Origin of the sequence: Lacipirellula sp., from assembly GCF_965279485.1 — a bacterium.
Taxonomy (GTDB): Bacteria; Planctomycetota; Planctomycetia; order Pirellulales; family Lacipirellulaceae; genus Lacipirellula.
Genome location: NZ_CBDIIC010000002.1, coordinates 1,638,606 through 1,659,845, shown reverse-complemented (window position 1 = coordinate 1,659,845; position 21,240 = coordinate 1,638,606). Strand labels below are relative to the sequence as shown.

8 protein-coding genes are annotated in these 21,240 nt (G+C 60.9%); 6 read left to right on the top strand and 2 right to left on the bottom strand.

What is annotated here, in order from left to right; genetic code table 11:
- Positions 1-431 precede the first annotated feature (431 nt).
- From ACQY7R_RS14275 to ACQY7R_RS14250, 6 genes are all read left to right on the top strand, one after another.
- Positions 432-9,839 (top strand): tetratricopeptide repeat protein, encoded by a 9,408-nt coding sequence (locus ACQY7R_RS14275; protein WP_428306263.1) that lies wholly within the window; start codon positions 432-434, stop codon positions 9,837-9,839.
- A 118-nt stretch (positions 9,840-9,957) separates the two neighbouring features.
- On the top strand, positions 9,958-11,667 hold the full coding sequence (locus ACQY7R_RS14270; protein WP_428306262.1) for a hypothetical protein: 1,710 nt from the start codon (positions 9,958-9,960) through the stop codon (positions 11,665-11,667).
- The gene (locus ACQY7R_RS14265; protein WP_428306261.1) at positions 11,664-12,653 is read left to right on the top strand and encodes an AAA family ATPase; all 990 of its coding nucleotides are present in this window, start codon (positions 11,664-11,666) and stop codon (positions 12,651-12,653) included. Before ACQY7R_RS14270 ends, ACQY7R_RS14265 begins: the two co-directional genes overlap by 4 nt.
- Before the next feature lie 78 nt (positions 12,654-12,731).
- Positions 12,732-13,595: a DUF58 domain-containing protein gene (locus ACQY7R_RS14260; RefSeq protein ID WP_428306260.1), complete on the top strand. Its 864-nt coding sequence runs from the start codon at positions 12,732-12,734 to the stop codon at positions 13,593-13,595.
- Complete coding sequence (locus ACQY7R_RS14255; protein ID WP_428306259.1) at positions 13,592-15,364, top strand: vWA domain-containing protein; 1,773 nt, start codon at positions 13,592-13,594, stop codon at positions 15,362-15,364. The genes ACQY7R_RS14260 and ACQY7R_RS14255 overlap by 4 nt, the downstream gene beginning before the upstream one ends.
- A gap of 4 nt (positions 15,365-15,368) precedes the next feature.
- The gene (locus ACQY7R_RS14250) at positions 15,369-17,879 is read left to right on the top strand and encodes a VWA domain-containing protein (protein ID WP_428306258.1); all 2,511 of its coding nucleotides are present in this window, start codon (positions 15,369-15,371) and stop codon (positions 17,877-17,879) included.
- Positions 17,880-17,954: 75 nt separating this feature from the next.
- On the opposite strand, the gene ACQY7R_RS14245 is transcribed toward ACQY7R_RS14250, so the two are convergent.
- On the bottom strand, positions 17,955-19,619 hold the full coding sequence (locus ACQY7R_RS14245; protein WP_428306257.1) for a discoidin domain-containing protein: 1,665 nt from the start codon (positions 19,617-19,619) through the stop codon (positions 17,955-17,957).
- Between the two features lie 555 nt (positions 19,620-20,174).
- Complete coding sequence (locus ACQY7R_RS14240) at positions 20,175-21,182, bottom strand: DUF1559 domain-containing protein (RefSeq protein WP_428306256.1); 1,008 nt, start codon at positions 21,180-21,182, stop codon at positions 20,175-20,177.
- Positions 21,183-21,240 lie beyond the last annotated feature (58 nt).

The following is a 21,240-nucleotide window of genomic DNA, read 5'->3' as shown; positions in this document are numbered from 1 at the left end:
AGCATTGCTCTCCCCATTTTTAGTGTGCTTCGTGTGTTTCGTGGCAAAAAATGCATTTCCCTTGGCGCTCTTGGCGTCCTTGCCGGTTAATTCTTTGCGGCGCCGGCATGAGAAAATTGGAAGTTTCGCAGAACACGTTGCCGGCCGGGGCCGTACGGGTGGGGACTTGTCACGCGATGCTGGGCGGAGGGAGCCTTGTCGCATGTAGAGTCGGCGTCGGAGACGCCTCCCACATTTGAGCGATCTCATATCACGAGCGCTTACGCGACGGAAGCGTTTCTCTAGCTAAGAGTTGCGTAAAACTCTTTTCTTGTTTCTCCAATTTGACGGACCAGATTTGATTCCCGCGAGCGAATCAAAAGGATAAAGTGGTCGGCAGGCAATTGGCGTGCCCTCGTGGTATGCTGACGCCGCGTACTGTTCGAACACCGATGCGGATGGAGATGAAGGCGATGGGGCGATTCTCGCGTCTTGCTGCGCTAACGGTTTTGGCGGGGGCGTCTTCGGCGCCTTTCTTTTCAGTGCCACTGCGGGCGGCGGAGGTTGAGGAGAGCGCTGCCGCGACCGCTGAAGCGGCCGCCGCCGAAAGTGACGGCGGCGTGAAGGTGAGCGCGAAGGCGGTGAAGTATCACGACGTGTTGCGCAAGCGGCCTGAGCCGGGGTACTTGTTCGATCGCTTCTACAACACGTGGCTCGACGATTCGACCGCGGCCGACTTGCAGCAGTTCTTGACGGCGAAGGCGGCGGAATCGAAGGCGACCCCCGATCAGTTGCTGCTGGCGTTCTTCTTTGCCAAGCAGGGGGATGATGCACAGGCGCTCGAGGAATTCAACGCGGCGCTCGCCGCGAATCCGGGTAGCCCCGAGGCGCATTACCAGAAGGCCGTGATCGAGGCGCGGACGCTCGATTTCGATGCGGCCATCGCCGACTTGCAGAAAGCGCGGGAACTTAAGCCCGAAGCGAAGCTGCAGGTGCAGGTCGACAAGCTGCTGGGGCGACTGCTGGTGCGCAATCGCAAAGTTGACGACGCGCTTAAGGTGTGGAACGAACTTCTCGCGGCGAATCCGAAGGACGAAGAGCTTGCCGAGGATTTGATCGAACTCCACATCGACGAAGGGCTGTTCGAGCAAGCGGCGAAGCTCAACGAGACGCTGCTGGCGAAGACAAAGGATCCTTATCTCGCGGTGACGCGGCGGCTGCGGTTGGGCGATATCCACCAGCGCGGCGGTAAGCGGCCCGAAGCGCTCAAGGCGTATTCGACGGCGCTGGCCGACGTGGGGCATGAGAGCTGGCTGGAGCAGGAGATTCTCGCGCAGACCGAGCAGTTGTTCCGCCGCGAAGATAGCCTCGCACAGCTCAAGACCCACTACGACGAGTTGCTGAAAGAGCATCCGAAGCGGATTGCGCTCCATCGGCGGTACGCGCAGCTGCTCGTGCAACTGGGCGAGAACGAGCCGGCGATCGCGGCGTACAAGCAGATTTTGGATCTGACGCCGGGCAACCGCCCCAACCGCGAAGAGTACATCGAGGTGCTCGCGAAGATTGGCGACAAGAAAAAGGCGATCGAAGAACTAAAATCGCTGTGCGATCAGCACAAAGCCGACGGCGAGTTGAAGTTCCGCCTGGCGACGCTGCTGCAAGAAGATAAGCAGACCGACGCCGCGACGGCGCAAATTGCGGAGTACCTGAAGGCGTCTGACAAGAGCGAGTACGCCTACCTGCGGGCGGCGCGGCAATTGGAGCGCTTCGAGCGCAAAGATGCGGCGGCCGGCGTCTACAAGGAAATGGCTGAGACGTTCGCCGATTCGGCGTCGGCTCAGGAAGCGTATGCAGCGTTCTTGTACGCGACGGAAAAGAAAGACGAAGCCCTGGCGATTTGGAAGAAGTTGGCCGCGGGGGCGGAATTGAGCGAGTTGCTGCACGTGTCGCGGGCGCTGGCGACGCGCAACGAGAACGAGGCGGCGCTCAAGTTGCTGCAAGCTCGTGAGCAGGAGTTCGCCAAAGAGCCGCTCTACTTCAGCCAGTTGGCGACGACGGCGCTCGCGCTGAAGAAGCCGGAGCTCGCGTTGCCGTGGACGGAACGCCGCGTTGAGCTCGCGACGACGACCCCTGATTTGGAGTCGGCGCTCGACCAAGCGGTGGCAGCGGCCGATCGTTCGGACAAGATCGAGGACTCTGCCAAGCGATTGGCGGAGATGAAGCAACGGACGATTCAGCAGACGTGCTTGCTGGCTGAACTGCTGGAAGCGGCGGGCGACAGCGACGGCGCCGACGCGGCCTTGAAGGAAGCTGCGGAGAAGGGCGACCTGCTCGCAGTCAGCGAGCAGATTCGGCTGTTCAGCCAACGTCGCGACTGGACGGCGGCTGCCGATGCGACGCGGAAGTTGCTCGATCTGCCAGGCGGTCGCAAAAGCATTTATGTGCGGCGATTGGTGGAGCTGTGCCAGCGCGACTTCCAACTCGACGAAGCGCTCAAATGGATCGACGAGTGGAAGCGGCTGTCGCCCGGCAGCACGACGCCGTGGACGATGGAAGCGACCCTGCTGATGACGCAGGGGAAAGAAAACGATGCGATCGCGGTGCTGAAGTCGGCGGTGCAGAAGTTCGATGGCGCCGAGGATCTGCGGCTGCGTCTCGCGCAGGTTTACACGCAGACCGACCATTTGGCCGACGCTGAGCGGATTTACTGGCAGCTGTACGAGGAAACGGAAGACGTTCCCGGCAAGTTGCGCTGGACGCAGGAGCTGACGAAGTTGGCCGATCAGCAGGGGAAGCTAAGCCAACTTGTCGAGCAGTTTGAGGAGCGTCGGCAAAGTAATAGACAGTCGATTGTGCCGCTGCTCGCACTGTCGGAAGTTCATCGCACGGCCGACAACTACGAGGGACGCCGGCAGGCGCTCACCGCGGCGGCGAAGATCAAGCCGGATGATTTGGAACTACTCCACCACATTGCGCGGGTGGAAGAGCAAGAGGGCGATTGGAAGGCGGCAATCGCGACGCTCGAACGGGCGGCGCCGCTCGACAAGACGAATCGCACGAAGGAGCGGATCGCGAAGCTGCATCTCACCTTCGGCGATGCGGATGACGGGTTCGAGATTCTGTTCGAACTGGCCGACGCTGAGAAGGGCGATCCGCGGACGCTCGAAGCGATTGCCGACGCGATGTGCGGCATTCAGGAATGGGAGCGGGCAGCCGATTTCTTGTCGACGCGGATTAACGATCATCAGGGGGACTACCGGCTGCGATATCTGCTAGGCGTCGCGTGCGAGGAGGCGGGGCGTGAGAAAGATGCGGCGACGCACTTCCTCGCGCTGCTGGGCGATTACGAAGAGTTGCCCGACGTGGCGAAGAAGAACGCCCAACAGATTGCGTTGAATTCGCACTTCGATGAACTCGCGAAAATGGCTCCGCGCGACGCCGTGGAATTGCTGCAGGCTTCGCAGTACCGCTATCAGGCGTACATGCATCAACAGAATCGCGGGATGAACATGGCCTACTCGCTCTCGAGCGGCGGCCCGCAAGCGAAGATCCAGCTGCCGATGCGCGTCGAGCAATTGCGAACTTACGCGATTCCCCATTTGGTGACGATCGCCAAAGTTCAAGATGAAGATGGCGCTGCGGAGATTGCCCGCGGCATGAAGCAGCATGGCGTCAAGGGAGTCGAGCTGCTGTTGCGGCTCGATTTGAACCAGGGCGACATCATGTCGGAACTTCCAGCAGTGCTGGAGGATAACCCGGACGATGAAGCGGCGCTCGCGCTGGCGGTGCTCAATCAATTCGGGCGTCGCAACCCGCAGCTCGATCCGTTCGCTCCGAAGGTTGCCGAACGATTTGAGAAGAGCTATCCGCAGCTGGCGCTTCTGGGGGCGTTTCAGGCGGGACTCGCGAAAGAAGATGAGTTGGGGGCGGAGGGCGACGATGAGAAGGTCAAAGAGGCTGCGAATCTGCACTTCGATCTAGCGCTGAAGCTTGCCGAGTCGATTGATCAGCCGAATGCGATGACGGTGATGAGCATCGCGCTGGCGTTGTCAGGCCAGAATGGCAATCAGCAATCGGCTGTGATGCGCGAGAAGTATCATCAGCAGTTCTCGAAGCTGCTCATCGACTGGTATCCGGCGGTACAGAAGTCGAACCAGTATGGGTCGTGGGCTTTCATCTACGTCGTGGGGGCGCTGGCGCGCGGGGATGATCCGACCGCGTACATCGCTTTCATGGAAGATGAGCTGGACCGGTCGCGGAAAAAGGGAACGGTCAATCGAGGCCCTTCGCAGTTTTCGTATAGCCCGAATCAAGCGACGCTGCTGGCGCCGCTTGCTTTCCCGCCGCAGCAGTTGGCTGATTTCCCCTCTGAGCTGCTCGTCGTGCTGCAGACGCCCGATGCGAACAACCCCTACTCGTCGCTAACGTCGCGAGCCAACGTCGATCAATTCGATGCCGAGAAGGCCAAACCGTTAATCAAGAAGGTGCGCGACCCGATTTTGCGGCTGTTGCTGGCGAACCGGTTCGAGCAAAAGGAACTGACGGATTCGATCCTCAAGGAGTTACTCGAATCGAAGCAGCCGAGGCTCGATGCGTATCTGCTTGCCGCGGGGAAGGCGAGTTCTGAGGAAGATCATTTGCGAGCCGCCGAGCTGCTGAACAAAGCACGCTACTTGCCGATGCAGCGCGATCTGCGGGCGCAGGTCGATGCGGCGATCGTCGCGGCGGTTATCGCAGCGAAGGATGAGGGGAAGCTCAAGAAGGAAACGGCAGCCGCTCCGGCGGATGCCGAGGAAGAAAAGGCGAGGGCGGCTGACGCGACGAACGAGTCGCTGGTCGAGGCTGGGCGCGCGGCGTGCTTGCGGCTCCGCCAGTCGCGGCTCGATCCAAATCGTCGGGCCGAACTGATCGCCGCGATGGAGAATCTGGGACTGGAACGCGAGGCGGAAAAACTCGACAAGCTCGCGTCGACGCAGCCGTCGGCAAGCATGTCGCAATCTGCGGCCGTGATCTATTCGTCCGGCAGGGCGGCGTCGACGCCGCAAGATCGGATCAAGAAACTGCTCGACGAGGGGAAACGCGACGCGGCGCTGAAGCTGCTCGGCAACGACGTGTTGCAGCAGGCGCGGCAAGCGATTGCGAATCCGCAGAACGCCAGCTACATGCGCTACCAGTTCCAGCAGCTGAAAACCCGCGTTTCGTCGCTCGGACTGAACAAAGAGTTGCTCGAGTCCTTGGAGCCGGGCGAGAACGCGAGTCTGCAGAAGGTGATTGAATACGGCGTCGTGTGCGAAATGTTCGGCGAGTTGCAGAAGGCGCGGGCGACGTACGCAGCGGCAATTGAGAAGCGACCGAAGGACGATGCGCTCAGAATGCGCTTGGCGATGCTGCTCGTGAAGGAAGACGTCAAACTGGCGGAGGAGCAGCTCAAACAGCTGAAGCCGACGGCGAGCATGGTGATTGGGCAGAGCTTGGTGCAGGAGATGCAAGATTACGAGTCTCCGCTGGAGGATCGCATCGCGGCCGCGGAGTTGGCGGTGATTTATTTGAAGCAATTGTCGGGGCAGAAAAACGTCCAGACGAGCTGGAGCGACAGCTTCGTGCAAATGCTCTCGCAGCAGCTGCACACCAGGAACGGTTCTAATCTGCCGTCGGTGCTGCAGAAGACGAAAGAGAAGCCATCGGCGAGCGATGCGGCTAACGGCAAGCGTTCGAAATTGATCGAGCGGCGGAATGCCGCGCACGAAGCGTTCTGCCAGGAGATGTTGAAGACCGAGGGCAGCGCCCGCAACGGCTTTACCTATTTGCTCGGCGCCGCCGAAGCGCAAGGCAAAGTCGACGACGAAGCGTTTACGAAACGCGCCGTCGAGGTGTTGCGGAGCGAAGCAGAGCGGCGTTCCGGCAACCAAAATTGGAATGTCGTCGTCTACCGCAACAATGCGGCCGAGGACGTACGGTTGCGCTCGCCCGAGGAGTATTTGGTGCGGCGTGCAACGAAAACCGATTGGAAGCTGATCGACGACGATCTGCTGCCGGCGCTTGCCAAGGGGAACAACAAGCGAGCCGCCGAGGAGTTGGAGCGATACTCGAAGCTCTATCGCTGCCCGTCGGAGGAATTTGCAGCGAACGCCGCCGAGACGATGAAGCGAGCCAAGCCGAATATGCACATGCAAGACGATGGCGAAGATATCGCGATCGTTGTGGCGGCGTGGGAAGACCGGAAGCTCGTCGACGTGGACCTGCAGCCGGCTGTGATCGAGCGGTTGAAGCGAGTCGTACGCTCGCAAAACCATCATGAACCGCCGGCGGGGTTAATCGACTTCCTCGCGGCGACGCATCGCTTGCGTGGTTCAGCGGCGATGCGCAATGCCCTGGAGGAAGTGACGACGGTCTATCTGGGGCCGAAGGACAAACGCGAAGCATTCGTGGCGGCGAACAATCCGCAGAACGGCATTAGCTACGGATCTGCCTCGGGGCATGTTTACGTGTACGGGGAGTTGTTGTCGCGCCTGATGCAGCAGCAAGAAATTCTTCCCAGCGTCGTGCTCTACACGCAGTCGCTGCCGAGTTTCCGCAACTACAACAACATCGAGCACTACGCCTCGAGCGGGATGTCGAGTCTGGCCGGATTGCCGGCGGATAAACTGCTCGACGCACTGAAAGATTCCCCCTGGACAAGCGAACTTGAAGATTTTGAACCGCTGGTGGCCGGGGCGGGGCAACGAGGTGCGCCTTCGTGGCTTGAGTATTTCTTGAAGGAGGTTGGCGCCAACAAGGCACGCAAGGAAGCGATCGCGCCGAAGATCGCCGAACTTTACGCAAAGCAGCCGACGTTTGGCCTGGGGTTGATGGACGCGTATTTCAAGGGCAAGAAAGAGCTCATCGACTACTGCGGTGCGCATGTCGACGGTTTGGAAAAACTGGGCGAAGAGCAGCAAACTCGCATCGCCGCGACCATGATGGCGCTCATTGGTTACGACTTCGTCAAGCAGAAGGATTTGACGCCGGAGCAGACTGTCCTGCGCGATTGGCTGCAAGGGAGCAAGAAGCGGCAGTCGCAGTTGGTGCTCGCCAAATTGAAGAAGGCGAAGACGATCGAGGAGATCAGCCCGGAGAGCTACCAAGTGGGGCAAGTCGTTGGTCCGCAGATTGCGGAACTCGCAGAGGTTGATCGGGCCTCGGCGGTCGAGGCGTTCTTCCGAGTGGTGGAACTCGTGGAGGATGCGAAGAAGCGGAACCAATGGCACATCGGGCTGAGCGAGGGGCAGTCGCCGGCCAACTACGTCCTCTCGGGCGTGACCAATGAAACGGAAATTGGGCCGTTCAATCGGTATCCATTGGTGACGGCGATTTACCTGGGCGACAAGAAAGGGGTGATTGAATTTCAATCCAGTGAGAGATTCGGCGGAGTGCACACGCTCCATCAGGAGTTCAACAAGCTCGTTGAGGAGAAGAACAAAAAGAAGAAGCTAGCTCCGGTGGAAGCCGCGAAGCGGGTGCACGACGAATTGGGACGCGCCCTGAAAGACCAGCCGGCGTCGTTGTTCGCGGATGCGTATTGCGAGTTCTTGGATAAAAAAATTGAAGAGCCGAAGGATCTGCAGGCGATTCGCGAGTGGGCGCAGAAGAATATTGAAGAGGGGCCGTTCAAGGAGATGTCGCGCGAGTTCTGTGCAGCGGCATGCCTTGTCGAAGCCTCGCGGTTGGCGAAGAAGGCGAAGAAGGAGAAGGAGGCGCCGAAGGCCGACGCCGCTCCGACGGCCGAAGTGATGTTCTACCGAACGCACTACGACCGCCTCATCAACGACGTCAATTTGCCGCTGGCGTGGCGGCTGCACTTGGCAAAAATGCTGGCCAATTATGAGGGAGACCGTTTGCCGCCGGAGTTGGCGAAGTCGGTGCTCGCCGTGTACGGCGAGACGCTGAAAGCAGGCGTGCCGATCACCTACGATCAAAATCGGGATCTGTTGAAATGCCTAGCTAGTGCGTTTGGACGCGGGGAACTCGCTGATCAAGCGGAGGCTTGGCGGAACACTTGGGAGCAACGCTACCTGCGGCCGCGCGCTGCCGGCGCCAGTCCGTACGATAATCCGAATGAATTGAGCGACGCTGATTCCCTCTGCAGCCTGCTGACGATTTGTTTGGCCGCGAAGGATGAGGAACGCGTGAACCAATTGCTGCGACGCTACGATGGCGCCCTGCAGTCGACGCCGCGCGTCGTCGTCATTCTGCTGCGGGCGGAGAAGCCGGAATTGGCGGCGAGATTCTTGCGATCGCACTGGGCGACGTTCTCTCTCGATTGGCCTGAGCAGTCGGGAGTGGAGTACGACGACGCGATTGCAGGCCAGGTCGATCCATTGCTCGAAAAGTTGCAACGCGACGAGGAGAAGCTGTTTGCTCGGGCGCTTGTGGCGTCGCTGCCGGATCCAAAGCCAGCCGGTTCGGAGCAACAAGAAGAGCAGGGCGGCAAAGAGAAAGCCGCGGCCGAGGACAAAGCACCCGCAACGAACGAGCCGACGCCGCGCGATCAACGACTGATAAAGTTGGCGGAAGAGTTCAACGCAACAGCCAAGGGAGACGAAGGACTGCGGAGTCGCACGCTGGCGATTCTCGGTTCAAGTCAGCCGGCCAACGCCGTACTCCAGAAAGCGATCGCCGATCAGTACGCGAAGCTCACGCTGCCGACGTCCTTCCAGCAGGACGATCAGACCCGCTGGAAGCTCGACGTTGAATTGGCAAGACGCCACTTCGAAAACAGGTTCGCCGCAGGAGACGTGGCGGATTTTATTAGTGCGTTCGACCAGTTGACGGCGGCGATCGATGGTCAGCAGTCTTACGAAGCGGGCATGAAAGTCCAGCCGTTGATTGATTTCAGCTACGACGCCATTCTCGCCCATGGCGACAAACTTACCGCCGAGCAGAACGCAAAGCTGGGGCGATCCGTGCGGGCGTTCTTGAGCGATCAGGAGTACATCTACCTCAACAACTACCCGAAGTTCAACGCCGTGGTGCTGCTGACGCATGCCCGCGGCGGCAACGCTGAAGAATTGAAGGGGTGGTACAAGGGGCTTTCAAACAATTGCAAGAGCTGGGTGAAGAGTCATGGGGTGAACAACGAACTTTGGGAAGGGCTGCGGAAATCCTCGGGCGAACCGACGGCGGAGAACCTGCTGGAGCGGTTGGAAATGGTCGAAGCGATCGTGGCGATCGCGAACGACTTGGAATGGCTTAACTATCACCAGCAAGGGCCGCATCATCTTTCGGGCTTCGAGCAGAAATCGATCTACCGACAGATTGTCGATGCGAAGTTCATCAGCCGGGATGATCTCATTGCGTACGGAACCAAAGTTGATCCGATTCCCGATCGGCACTTCATGGTGAACGTAACGCTCGCCGAATGGCTGATCTCTCACAAGAAGTACAAAGAAGCGGCGGCGCTGTACGAAGCGGGATTCGCGAAAGCGCCCGAGTCGTGGAAGGTTCGACGGGCAGCTTGGAAGTTGCGGTCGGGCGCTGCATGGGCCAATGCGGGTGACATCGAGAAAGCGCAGACGCTAGCCAAAGAGGCGGAGGCGTTGAAATTGGAGCCGGCGGAGAAACAACGGCTGAAGAAGTTGACGGATCTGATCAAGAAAATGGAGGGCCAACCGGCTGAACCGAAGGGCGAAGCCGCCAAAGAGGCCGCCGACCCGGCGGAGGAGAAAAAGGCGGAGGCGGCGCCGGCAGCGGAGTCGACGCAACCGACGGCCGGTTTGCGGGTTGGGCCGACTGGGATGGTTGCTGTCACGCCACGGCGGCGGGGCGAAATTCCTGAAGATGGTCTGAAATTCGATTCGTCCCCGTTTCTCGTTCCAGTATAATGCCCACGCCGCGGGTGGAGGTCCGCTGCTGCGCTCGTGCAGCAACGGCGGCCTGCGGCGACGATCGGATTACTACTCGGCGTCCGGCCGGAAGACTTTTTCTACGGAGTAGAAGCGAATGTCTCCCCATGCCCCTGGTCCCATCGAACAGTTCGTCGCTTTCGTGCGGCGTCGCGTGAATCTCCACCTGCTGTGGACGACGCTCATTTGGACGGCGGCGGCCGGCGCCGGGTTGGTAACGGCGGTGAGCCTGGTCTATGTGCTGCAAGGTTACGCCGTGCCGGGCGGTTGGGTGGCTGCAACGCTGCTGGCCGCGGCGTGCGGCGGAGCGGCGGCGTGGTTCTGGCATCGGTTGAGCGATGAGCAAGCGGCGCAGTATGTCGACCGCTTCTATGGGCTGAAAGATTCGGTCGCTTCGTATCTGCACTTCACGCGGGAAGGGCGTCGCGACGGTTTTTATGAACTGCAGGCCAACTACACGCAGCGGCAAGTCGGCGAGTTGTCGCCCGAGGCGATCGCCTACCGCGCGCCGCGGCGCGGGTTGATGCTCGCCGCCGGGCTGACGGCCGTCGCACTGCCGCTGAGTCTGCGCGGGCCGAGCGATGAAGTGGTGCAGCGCCAGCAGCAAGAACAAGCGGTGCAGCTGGCGACGGAAACGTCGAACAAAGAACTGCTGGAGATGGTCGAGGAACTTCGCGAAGAAGTGAAGGACCCGTTCGAGAAGGAACTGGTCGATCCCGACAAGCTTCGCAAGATGGTCGAATCGCTTGAAGCGACCAAAGACCAGAAGGAAGCGTTGCGGCAATACGCCCAGCTGGAGCGCGAGCTGAACAAGGCGCGGATGGCGATCCAACGCAAGAAAGACGAGCAGCTGCTCGAAAAGGCGGCGGAGAAGCTGCAGGAAGACCGCGAGTCGAAGCAACTCGGCGAGCAACTCCAGCAGAAGAAGTACGACAAGGCGGCCGACGAACTCGCGTCGATGAAGACGGAGGCGAGCAAGCCGCTGTCGGAGCAACGTAAGCAACTTGCGAAGCTGAAGGCGGCGTCGCAGCGGATGGCCGCGGCGGCGAAGGCCAACAAGTCGGCGTCGCAGGGGAAGGAATCGAAGTCGGGCGAGCAATCGAATTCGAAGTCGGCCGCTGCAAAGGACGCCAAAGGCGGCAGCGGCGCCGCGGGCGAGAGCGGCGCGTCGTCGGGATCGTCGGGCGGGGAGCTGGGCGAGAATCTCGAAGAGCTGGCTGCATCGGTGCAGAAGCTCGACGAATCGCTCGCCGAAGCTGAACGCCAAGAACGCGAGACTGGCAAGTGCGACAGCAAGTCCCAATCGCAGTGCCAAGCGTGCCAGGCCTCGGTCGACAAGCAGCTGAGCAAGCTTTGCCAAGGCTTGTGCAAACTCGGCATTCGTCGCGAAGCCGACAAGAAGCTGTGCAAGCTCTGCGAAAAGTGCAGCAACTGCCAAAGCATGTGCAACGGGCTATGCCAATCGAATAGCCCGAACGCCGGCGGCAAGAAGGCAGGCAAGGGGACGAATACCGCTCGTCGTAACGCGACGGACGAACTCGTCGACAACAGCCAAACGACGCAACTGCAAGGGCAGAAGGGCGCCGGGCCGTCGCTCACGACGGTCGAGTCGGCCGACGAGGGCAGCGGCGTGTCGAATCGTCGCACGGCGGCCAAGCAGCGTGAGTTCAAGCGGCAGTTTGAATCGTTCGTCGAACGCGAAGACGTGCCTGCACAAGTTCGCGACGGCGTGAAGAATTACTTCCAGTTGATCCACCAGATGGAATCGACCCCCGCAGTCGAAGCCGAGGGAGACGCAGCAGAATGACGACAGCAGCAGTGGAAGCAGAGCAAGCGGCCGAGCAGTTCGTCACGACGTTCCGGCGGATCCGCGACGAGATGGGCAAGTTCATCGTCGGTCAGCAAGACATCGTCGAGCATGTGCTGCTCGCGGTGGTGAGCGGCGGACATGTGCTGCTTGAAGGCGTCCCGGGGCTCGGGAAGACGGCGCTCGTCAACACGCTAGCGCAGGCGCTTCATTTGAAGTTCCAGCGGATTCAGTTCACGCCGGACTTGTTGCCGGCCGACGTGGTGGGGACGCAGGTGCTCGTCGATCGCGGCGGGCACAAGTCGCTGGAGTTCCAACCGGGGCCGGTTTTCTGCAACGTGCTGTTGGCGGATGAAATCAATCGTGCGACGCCGAAGACGCAATCGGCGTTGCTGGAAACGATGCAAGAAAAATCGGTGACGGTCGCTGGCAAGACGCATCGGCTCGATTTACCGTTTTTCGTGCTCGCCACGCAGAACCCGATCGAGCAAGAAGGGACCTACCCGCTGCCGGAAGCGCAGCTCGATCGTTTTTTCTTCAAGCTGTTCGTTGAATTGCCGGGGCATGACGAGTTCGCCGAAATCTTGCGTCGGACTGGCGGAACCAAGTCGCCGACGATTGATCCCGTCGCCACAGGCGAAGAGATCTTGGCGATGGGCCGCACGTTGCGCGAAACGCCGATCGACGATGCGGTGCAGGATCATTTGATTCGCGTGGTGCGCGGTACGCACCCAAAGAGCGAAGACGCTCCGGCCGAGGTGCGGAAGTTCGTGCGGCATGGCGCTTCGCCGCGCGGCGCCCAGGCGATTCTCGCCGCGAGCCGAGGAAGAGCGCTGTTGGCAGGACGCTACCATGTGTCGCGCGAAGACGTCGATGCCGTGGCGATTCCCGCGTTGCGCCATCGGCTGATTCTGAGCTTCGAAGGCGAGGCGGAAGGGGTGAAGGCGGACGACCTGATCGAGAAGGTGATCGAGAAGGTCGATTGACTCGCCTTGGTGTGATCCTGCCGGTTCGCGTTGGACTCCCCCGCCTCTACCTGCCCCACTCCCTGCGCACATCAGGCGATGCTTACTGATCCCGCCTTCATCCGCCGTCTCGATTCGCTCTACCTGCTCGCGCGGAAGGTGCTGGGCGGCTCATTGCAAGCCGATCGCAAGACGCGGCAGCGCGGCACCGGGATCACGTTCGCCGACTACTCGGAGTACTACCACGGCGCCGATTATCGCGCGATCGATTGGCGGGTTTTCGCCCGATTTGAATCGCTCGTGATTAAGCTCTTCGAACTCGAAGAAGACGCGACGGTTTATCTGCTGGTCGATTCGAGTCGGTCGATGAACTCGAAGTACCTTTACGCACGCAAGTTGGCGGCGGCGCTGGGGTATATCGCGCTGCGAAGTCTCGATCGTCTGGCTGTTTATGGGCTCGCCGATCGGTTGAATCCGCTGCTCGATGTTTGCCGCGGCGGGGCGAAGACGATTGAGTTCTTGCGGGCGCTCGATCGGGCTGAGACGTTCGGCGGCGACACCGATTTTACCTCGTGTGCGCGTGTGTTTCAGGCGCGCCATCGGCGGCGGGGATTGGTGATCGTTGTCTCTGACTTCCTCTTCCCCAGCGGATTTGAGGAAGGGCTGCGATATTTGCAGTACCACAATCACGAAGTCTTCTGCCTGCAGGTGCAGGACGAACACGACGTCCGCTGTGATTGGAAGGGCGACCTCGAACTAGAGTGCGTCGAGACGGGCCAACGAAAGCGCGTGACCGTCACGCCCCGCGAGGCGCGGCGCTACGAACAAGCGGTCGCCGAGTGGAACGACGGGCTGCGGGCCTGCTGTGCGCGGACCGGCATCGGGCTGGCGTCGACGCTGACCGATCCGCCGTTTGAGTCGGTGATTCAAGACATCCTCCGTCGCGGAGGGCTCGTCGCATGAGTTTTCTGCAGCCGATGATGTTGTGGTCGCTGCTGGCGATCATCCCGCTGGCGGCGATCTATTTTCTGAAGGTCCGCCCGCAACGTCGGCCGACGACGGCCTACTTCCTGTGGGAGCGGATCTTTCAGGAGAAACGGGCGAGCAGTCTGTTACAGCGACTGCGCGACGTGCTGTCGCTGATCTTGATGGCGCTCGCCGCAGCGGCGGTTTGTTTTGCGCTCGCTCAGCCGGAGTGGAATGACGATCGTCAGGATCTTCTCATTGTCGTCGACAACAGTGCCTCGATGGGCGCGGACGGCGGCGGGGCGACGCGGCTCGACGAAGCGAAGCGACTCGCGGCGGGGCTGATCGAGGGGCTCAACGGTTCGCAACGCGCGGCGGTGGCGACGATTGGCCGGAATCTTACTTACCGCTCACATCTCACGGGCAATCCTCGCGAGTTGCTGAACGCCGTTGAGCAGATTGAAACGGCGCCGGAGACGCTGGCCGACAGTGCGCTCGCCGAGTTGGCCGAAGCAGGAGCGGCGAGCGACCGTCGCCGGATCTTGCTCGTGAGTGACGGCGCTTACGCCCCTGAACGGCTGGCGAAAGGGATCGAGTTGTTCAAGGTTGGCGATCCGACGGAGAACATCGGCCTCGTGGCGGCCGACTTGGCGTATCTGCCAGGCGGCGACAATCGGCTGGGCGTCTACTTCCAAACGGCGTCGACGTTCAGCGAGCCGCAAGAGTGCGACCTCACGTTGTCGCACGTTGGCGACGACGGGCAGGAGCAACTGCTGAAAGTGATTCCGCTGGAAGTGGCGCCGGGCGTCAATCCGCCGGAGCGCTTTACGTTGGAAGACGCCCCGGCGGGGCGTTGGATTGCGCGGATTGATCGCGACGACGCGCTCGCCGCTGATAACGTCGCGTATCTTGCCGTTCGCAAGCCGAAGCCGATCGACGTCGCCGTGGAATCGAGTGATCGATTCTTTCTGGAGAACAGCGTGGTCGCCTTCTCGGGGGACGATGCGCTGTTGAAACTCGTCGAAGATGGCGGCGCGGTGACGGTGGGGAAGTCGATTTCTCCCGACGCTTCGCTGGCGGTGATCTTTCAGCCTGATGGCGAATCGCCCTGGTGGAGCGAACTCGGCGACGAAGTAGAAGTCGGCGCTCCGCGCGTGTTGCATCCGGAGCATGCCGCCTTGGCTCACGTCGATGCGGCGACGATTCCGTTCGTCGGCGCTCGGCAACTGACGCCGGCGCCGGGAGCGCACGTGCTCGTGGCCGATGATTCCGGCCTGCCGCTCATTTATGTTGCGCGCCGCGATGGGCGCTCGGCGATCGTCGTGAATCTCGATCCGGTCAACGCCGAGTTCTACTTCAGCGCTTGGTTTCCCGTGCTAGTTCACTCGGCGGTGACGCACTTAGTGGGTCGCGAAACGCCGCTCGCTGCGAGTTATCGGCCGGGCGAAAAGATCCCGACGCTTGCGGCGTCGGAAGATGCGGAGACGACGCTCGTCGACGCCGCGGGCAAGTCGACGGCGGCAGCGGGCAAGTGGCGTGATTTACCTTCGAGCGCCGGCTTCTACCGATTGAAAAACGCCTCGGGCGATTGGGACGTCGGCGCCAGTTTGCTGTCGGAGCAGGAGTCGCTCATCGACGGAGCCAAAGTAGTCGACTCACGGAAGCCGATTAGCCAAGGCAGTTCGCCGGTTCATTGGCTCACGCTGCTGGCGATCTTCGTGCTGACGGGCGAATCGATTCTCTACCATCGGCGAAAGGTGGGCTAAGCCGATGATTGAGTTCGTCTCTTGGCAGCCGTTGGTGTGGCTCGTCGCGATCGCGGCGCTCGCGATCACGCTGCGTTACACGCTCGTCGATCGTCCGCGGCTGCTGCTATGGGCGTCGACCGGATTGCGGGCTGCGGCGATTTTGTTTTTGATTCTCGCTCTGTGCCGGCCGTTCATCGGCGACGAGGGGGATGACGCCCATGTGCTATTTTTGGTCGACGTGTCGCAGTCGGTTGATCTCAAGCAAATCCCGGCGGCGTGCGATCAGATCGATCAGTGGATCGAAGGCTTGCGGAGCGGTGACAGTTGGTCGCTGTTCGCGCTCGGCAACGGCGTGCGCGAGTTCAAGACGACCGCAGAGTTGCGGGAAACGACTGGCAAGTGGCAGTCGGGCGTCGCAGACGATGAGTTTCGCAGCGCCACGCAATTGGCCGAATCGATTTTGGCGACACGAGCCGCTTTCGCCGCCGGTAAAACGAGCCGGATGGTGCTGCTGACCGACGGCCAGGAAACCGACGGCGATCTGGCCGACGCGCTCGCGCAAGCGGAAGAGGAGGGAATCGACGTTCGTCGCCATCCGCTGGCCGGCATTAGCGACGCGGAGGCTTCGGTTGTTTCGATTGAGCCTTCGTCGCGACAAGCGTTTTACGGTGAAGTGTCGCGGATCGGCGTCACGCTGGCAGCGAATGCGCCAATCAAGGGCAACCTGCGGCTTGTTCACAAAGGCGTCGCCGTCCAACAGCGCGACGTTCAACTGACGGCCGACAAGCAGCAGACGGTGTTCTTCGACGTCGACATGACGACGCCGGGCGCCAGCGTGTGGACGGCGGAACTGTTGCCTGAGGAAGACCGCTTCGTCGTCAACAATCAGGCGGCTTGCACGATCACGGTGCATGGCCGGCCGCGGGTGCTGGCGATCCATCGCGAGCCGCGCGAAATGCGGCCGATTGCTCGTGCGCTCACCGAGCAGGAGATCGAACTGGAAGTGCGCGGGGAGCATGGGCTACCGACGTCGCTGGAAGAGATGGCGGCGTTCGATTGCATCATGCTGGCCGATATGCCGGCGACCGCGATGTCGCCAAGGCAAATGCAAATGCTCAAGCAGTACGTCGTCGATCTCGGCGGCGGGCTGATGATGCTCGGGTCGGAGAACAGCTTTGGTTTGGGCGGTTACTACAAGACGCCGGTCGAGGAAGTGCTGCCGCTGATCTCGCGATACGAGAAGGAGAAGGAAAAACCATCGCTGGCGATGGTATTGGTGATCGATAAATCGGGGTCGATGGAAGGCCAGCCGATTCAACTGGCGCGGCAGGCGGCGAAAGCGGCGGTCGAGTTGCTCAGCCCGCGTGATTCGATTGCGGTCGTCGGGTTTGATCATGAGTCGCAATTGATCTGCGAAATGACGAGTGCGGGGGACGTCGAATCGGTCCAGGCGGCCATCGACTCGCTGCAAGCGGGCGGCGGTACCTACATGTATCCAGCGATGGTCGAAGCGAAGGAAATGCTGGAGGCGACGCCTGCGAAGATCCGCCACATGATTTGTCTTGGCGACGGCCAGACGCAACCTGCCGACCACGAGGCGCTCGCCGAGGAAATGGCCGACGAGGGGATTACGGTGTCGACAGTCGCCCTTGGGGCCGCCGACACGCAGCTACTCGCATCGATCGCCGAGATTGGCCGCGGCCGCTTCTACCAAACCGACGATCCGAACAACGTGCCGCAGATCTTCACAAAGGAGACGATGCAGGCGACGAAGTCGGCGATCAAGGAAGATCTCTACGGCAGCGTGAAGACGAGCGATCATCCGTCGCTGAGCGGTTATGAAGATTCGGAGTTGCCGTTCACGCTCGGCTATGTGATGACGGAAGCGAAGCCGACCGCGCAGATGTTGCTCGCCGCTGAGACGGGCGATCCGCTGTTGGCGATCGGCCGCTACGGCCTCGGTACGGGTTTCGCCTATACCAGCGACCTTACGGAGAAGTGGGGGGGCGAGTGGCTGGCGTGGGATGGCTGCGGCAAGTTTTGGGCGCAAATGATTCGCAGTGTTTTGCGTCACAACGAAAGCGAAGGGGTCGAGATCACCGAACGCCGCGAAGGGGACCGCTGGACGGTCGACGTCCGCCGCACCGATCCGAGCGGGGCGCCGATGAACGGCGTGAAGTGGGATGCGGCGCTGATCGACGCCGAAGGGCTAGGCAGTGAGATCAAGATGCGCGAAGTTGGCCTGGGTCGCTATCAAGCAAGCGTGCCGTTGGAGAATCGCCAGAATATCTCGCTACGGGTGCGAGACGCCGACCACGACAAGATGTCGCTCCTCCATTGGCATCGGCCCTATCCGAACGAATATCGGCTGATGCAAGAAACGCCGCCGTCTCTCGCCGCACTGCCGCTGGCGGCGACGCACACGGTCATCGATGAACTGCAGCCGGTGGTACGGCAGCGGTCGATCGTGCATTACGCCTACTTCGCAGCGCTGGCGTGCATGTTGGGCGGCATCTTGTTGCGGCGGGTGTAGCCGTAGTTGCCTTCCGCTATCCATCGCGCGAAGGGACTGCCTTGAACGGTGCGCGGCGTGGTCAGAGCGTCGCGTCTACTTCGCGTCGGCTTCGATTCGCTCACGCGATTCGCGTTGCAGCTCAAAATAGTGGTCAGCTCGAACGAACTCGATCTGCGGGTTTTGGCGCTCGAACTCGTTCATCAGCTCGACCAACCGCTCCGGCTGCAGCGGGCTCCAGATATCTGCTTGATAGGCGGCAAAGCGAGGCGAAGTGCCGTCAAGTTTCGCATGTTCAGCTTCGATCGAACGCTGCAGATCGTCGTAGGAGCCAGCGTAAGGGATGATCAGCTTTTCAAAGCGAAGGCCGTTCTTTGCCACGCTTGATGCGACGGTAGGATCGTCCTTAAAGTTTTGCACCGTGACGCCGAGGAGTTCAGGGCAATTGGCGGCGAAGGATTGCCGCTGCATCGCGGTGAGATCGTCCCAGACCGTGACGACGCGCAGCCCGGTTCGCTGCAGATAGCGCGACGTTAGCTTCGTGTACGCGTCCATTCTTGCTTCGTCGTTCAGCGTGCTGCCGAGCGGCGCTCCAGGTTCGAGGAGCGTGTTGACCGGCATCGTGTAGCCCATGCCGGATGGGCCGCAGACGAAACAGTCGTTCGGCGTCGCCGTCGAATAATAGTAGTTCAAAATTCCCGGTGCGACGTCGACGAGGCCGGGAGCAATCGTCCAATTCAGCGGCTGCTGTCCGCGCACAGCGGCCGAGCGGTCCCACTTGCGGCGCATCGCATGTTGGACGTACTGGATGTTGTCGCCATCGCTCAGGAAGAGGGCGACGTAGAGTTTGTTTTCCAGCTCAGGAGTTTTGGGCGTCGGCGGAATTTGAATCTCGTGCGATCCGCCGGCGAACACCGTGGCGTTCATGAAGTGGTCGGACGGCATCGTGCCAATGCCATACCGCGTGGCGGTCGTGACGCCGGAGCGTTCGGTAGCGTGCCAGCCAAGGATCACGGCGTTGCCGACTGGCATGTCGGCCAAAAATTTCCCGAACAGTTCGCGCTCGCCGGGAATGCGGGCATCGAGCCAGAGGGCTGCGGCTCCGCACGCTGCAGCGAGATCGCGCGTGTGATGATAGTCGCCGCCGCGGCCTTCGGGACGTGCGCTTACAATGAAACGCTTCTCGCACAACGGCCAGTACGCGTCGTAGAGGTGCTTGTAAGTTTCGACCGGACCAGCGAACGTCAGCGACGTTAGATCTTCTAGCAACGGCAAAGAAATGCCGCGTTCTTGCAGCTTGCCGTAAACTTCTCGCGTGACAGGCAACGCCTTTCGCAACGCGGCGACCGTTGCGGCAAGATTTCTCATGTGGGGGTTGAGTTCGGCATCGTACAAGACGACGCCCGCGACTTCCCCCGCGAAGTCAGCGATCAACGAGTACTTGTCGCTCTCGCTGATTGGCTGGGCGAGCTCTACCCCGACAGTTGGCGTATAGAACCAAGTTTCGGGGCCTTCTTCGCTTCGACGATTCAGCAGCGCGATGCGAGGTTGACGGCGATTGGCGTGGCCGACGAGCGCGGAGAATGTGAGTTGCTCGTCATGGGTAAGAATTCCGACGTCGATCGTTTCGAGAATATTTGCAGGGGCTGGGAGACGAGGGAGCGCCTGACCTTGCGGCCAGTAAATCACCCCGGGCTGTTCCGCCGCTGCGTGCGTCGCAATCGCTAGGCAAGTCGCGGTCAGGAGGATCCGTGCGATCAATTTCGGTCGCTGCAATGTCGGCATTTTAGAAGAGATACGGAGCTCTCTCCTGCGTTCGTTGTAGAGCATTTTTGCAGGATTCTCTCAGCAGGATTTGTTTTTGCGCCCCGACGGCCGTCCGCTTCGGACGAACAGCCTGATGGAGAAAAGGGCGTGCGCCTCACGCCAGTGGGGATGTTGGCCGATCGCGTTCTTTTTCCGTGGAACCGCCCGAACACGCCGCCGCACTAATTGGCGAGTCGCACGACGAGCTGGCTGGGAGACGTCTCAAGAGTTCGAGCGCATCCCGGAAATCTAAAAATACGCGATTACCGCGTGGCGTGGCAACCATCGCGCCGGACTGGTGCGAGCGATGAGACTGCCGATGCCGCCGCGAACCGCTCGTCTATTGACGGGTCGCCGGTGCGGAAGCTCGCAGAACGGAGGAGAAATTACCGGCAAAACTGTTGATCTGCGTACGCAAATCAGCATGCGAACGAGGCCGCCAATGGCGGCGGCGGTAGGCTCTTACGCAGTCGGCGGCGGCTTACCGAAATTTGTCGCCAGCCGTCGCGATTAATTGGCTGCGTTCACGTCATCGCCCGCGCTCGTGCTGAGCGATCTCCAGACGAAGCGGTCGGTGTCGTCGCTGTAAAAGCCAGTCGAGCCATCAGCACGCGTCGCGGTTACGCCGCCGGCGTGAAAGCTTCTGGCCGAGCGGTTGATGTCGTCGGGGATCCGAGTGTTGACGACGGCGTGATCGGGGTAGCGGGTGTCGTCGCAGACGATGCCAACATTGGTGGGGCACTTCCATTCGATGACGTCCGGCGTCGAACTATTCGGCGGCCAGAGCGCACTGAAGCCATGGCTGCCACGGCCGATCGAAATGTCGCCCATCGAACCGAACCAATCATTGCCTGAGCCGGAGATTTCTCCCTTGCTTTTGATCAACTCCGAGAACATCAGCGTATTGCTGGTGCCGTCGGTGACTTCCTTCAAGCCGATCGAACGGCCGTAGCCGAATGGGGCGCCGCCGAATTCGACGCGTTCGCGCACGGGCACGATGACCACCGCCGCTTGGCCGGTTCCCGTGTTGCCGAGATTAGCGACATAATTGTAGTAGTAGCGATTCAATGCGTCGTTGTTGTTGGCCGGATTGCCGTCGCCCGGTTGATTGTAAATATGATCTTGCTGGTCCGAGGGGCAGTCGAACATGGGGACGTAGAATGCGCGAGCTTGTTCGTGGTGTGCACCGAGGTACGGCTTCTTCATGTCGAAGCCTTTGAACGCGGCGTCTCCTTCCATGTAGGGGAGGATGAACACGAACCAGGTGTAATCGTCGTACCAAGTGTTGCCGCCGCGAGACTGCCCAACGGCGTTGTTTGTGCCTTTCGGTAGCTCGCGAAAAGCGGACTCGTAATTCAACGTCCCAAGTGAAATCTGCCTGCCGTTGTTCATGCACGATGAACGGCGGGCTGCTTCTCGAGCCGCCTGCACTGCCGGCAAGAGGAGAGCGACCAAGACGCCGATGATGGCGATCACGACCAGCAGTTCGACGAGCGTGAAGGCGTTTCGGCGGCGCATGGGCTTACCCGCGCGGCCCGAGTGATTTGCTGAGCCCCGCTTGCCGAAGCCGCGTTCG

Excerpts from the sequence above, each read along its gene's own strand:
- ACQY7R_RS14275 (WP_428306263.1), top strand. The coding sequence starts at position 432 with ATGCGGATGGAGATGAAGGCGATGGGGCGATTCTCGCGTCTTGCTGCG.
- ACQY7R_RS14270 (WP_428306262.1), top strand. The coding sequence starts at position 9,958 with ATGTCTCCCCATGCCCCTGGTCCCATCGAACAGTTCGTCGCTTTCGTG.
- ACQY7R_RS14260 (WP_428306260.1), top strand. The coding sequence starts at position 12,732 with ATGCTTACTGATCCCGCCTTCATCCGCCGTCTCGATTCGCTCTACCTG.
- ACQY7R_RS14250 (WP_428306258.1), top strand. The coding sequence starts at position 15,369 with ATGATTGAGTTCGTCTCTTGGCAGCCGTTGGTGTGGCTCGTCGCGATC.
- ACQY7R_RS14240 (WP_428306256.1), bottom strand. The coding sequence starts at position 21,182 with ATGCGCCGCCGAAACGCCTTCACGCTCGTCGAACTGCTGGTCGTGATC.
- ACQY7R_RS14255 (WP_428306259.1), top strand. The coding sequence starts at position 13,592 with ATGAGTTTTCTGCAGCCGATGATGTTGTGGTCGCTGCTGGCGATCATC.
- ACQY7R_RS14265 (WP_428306261.1), top strand. The coding sequence starts at position 11,664 with ATGACGACAGCAGCAGTGGAAGCAGAGCAAGCGGCCGAGCAGTTCGTC.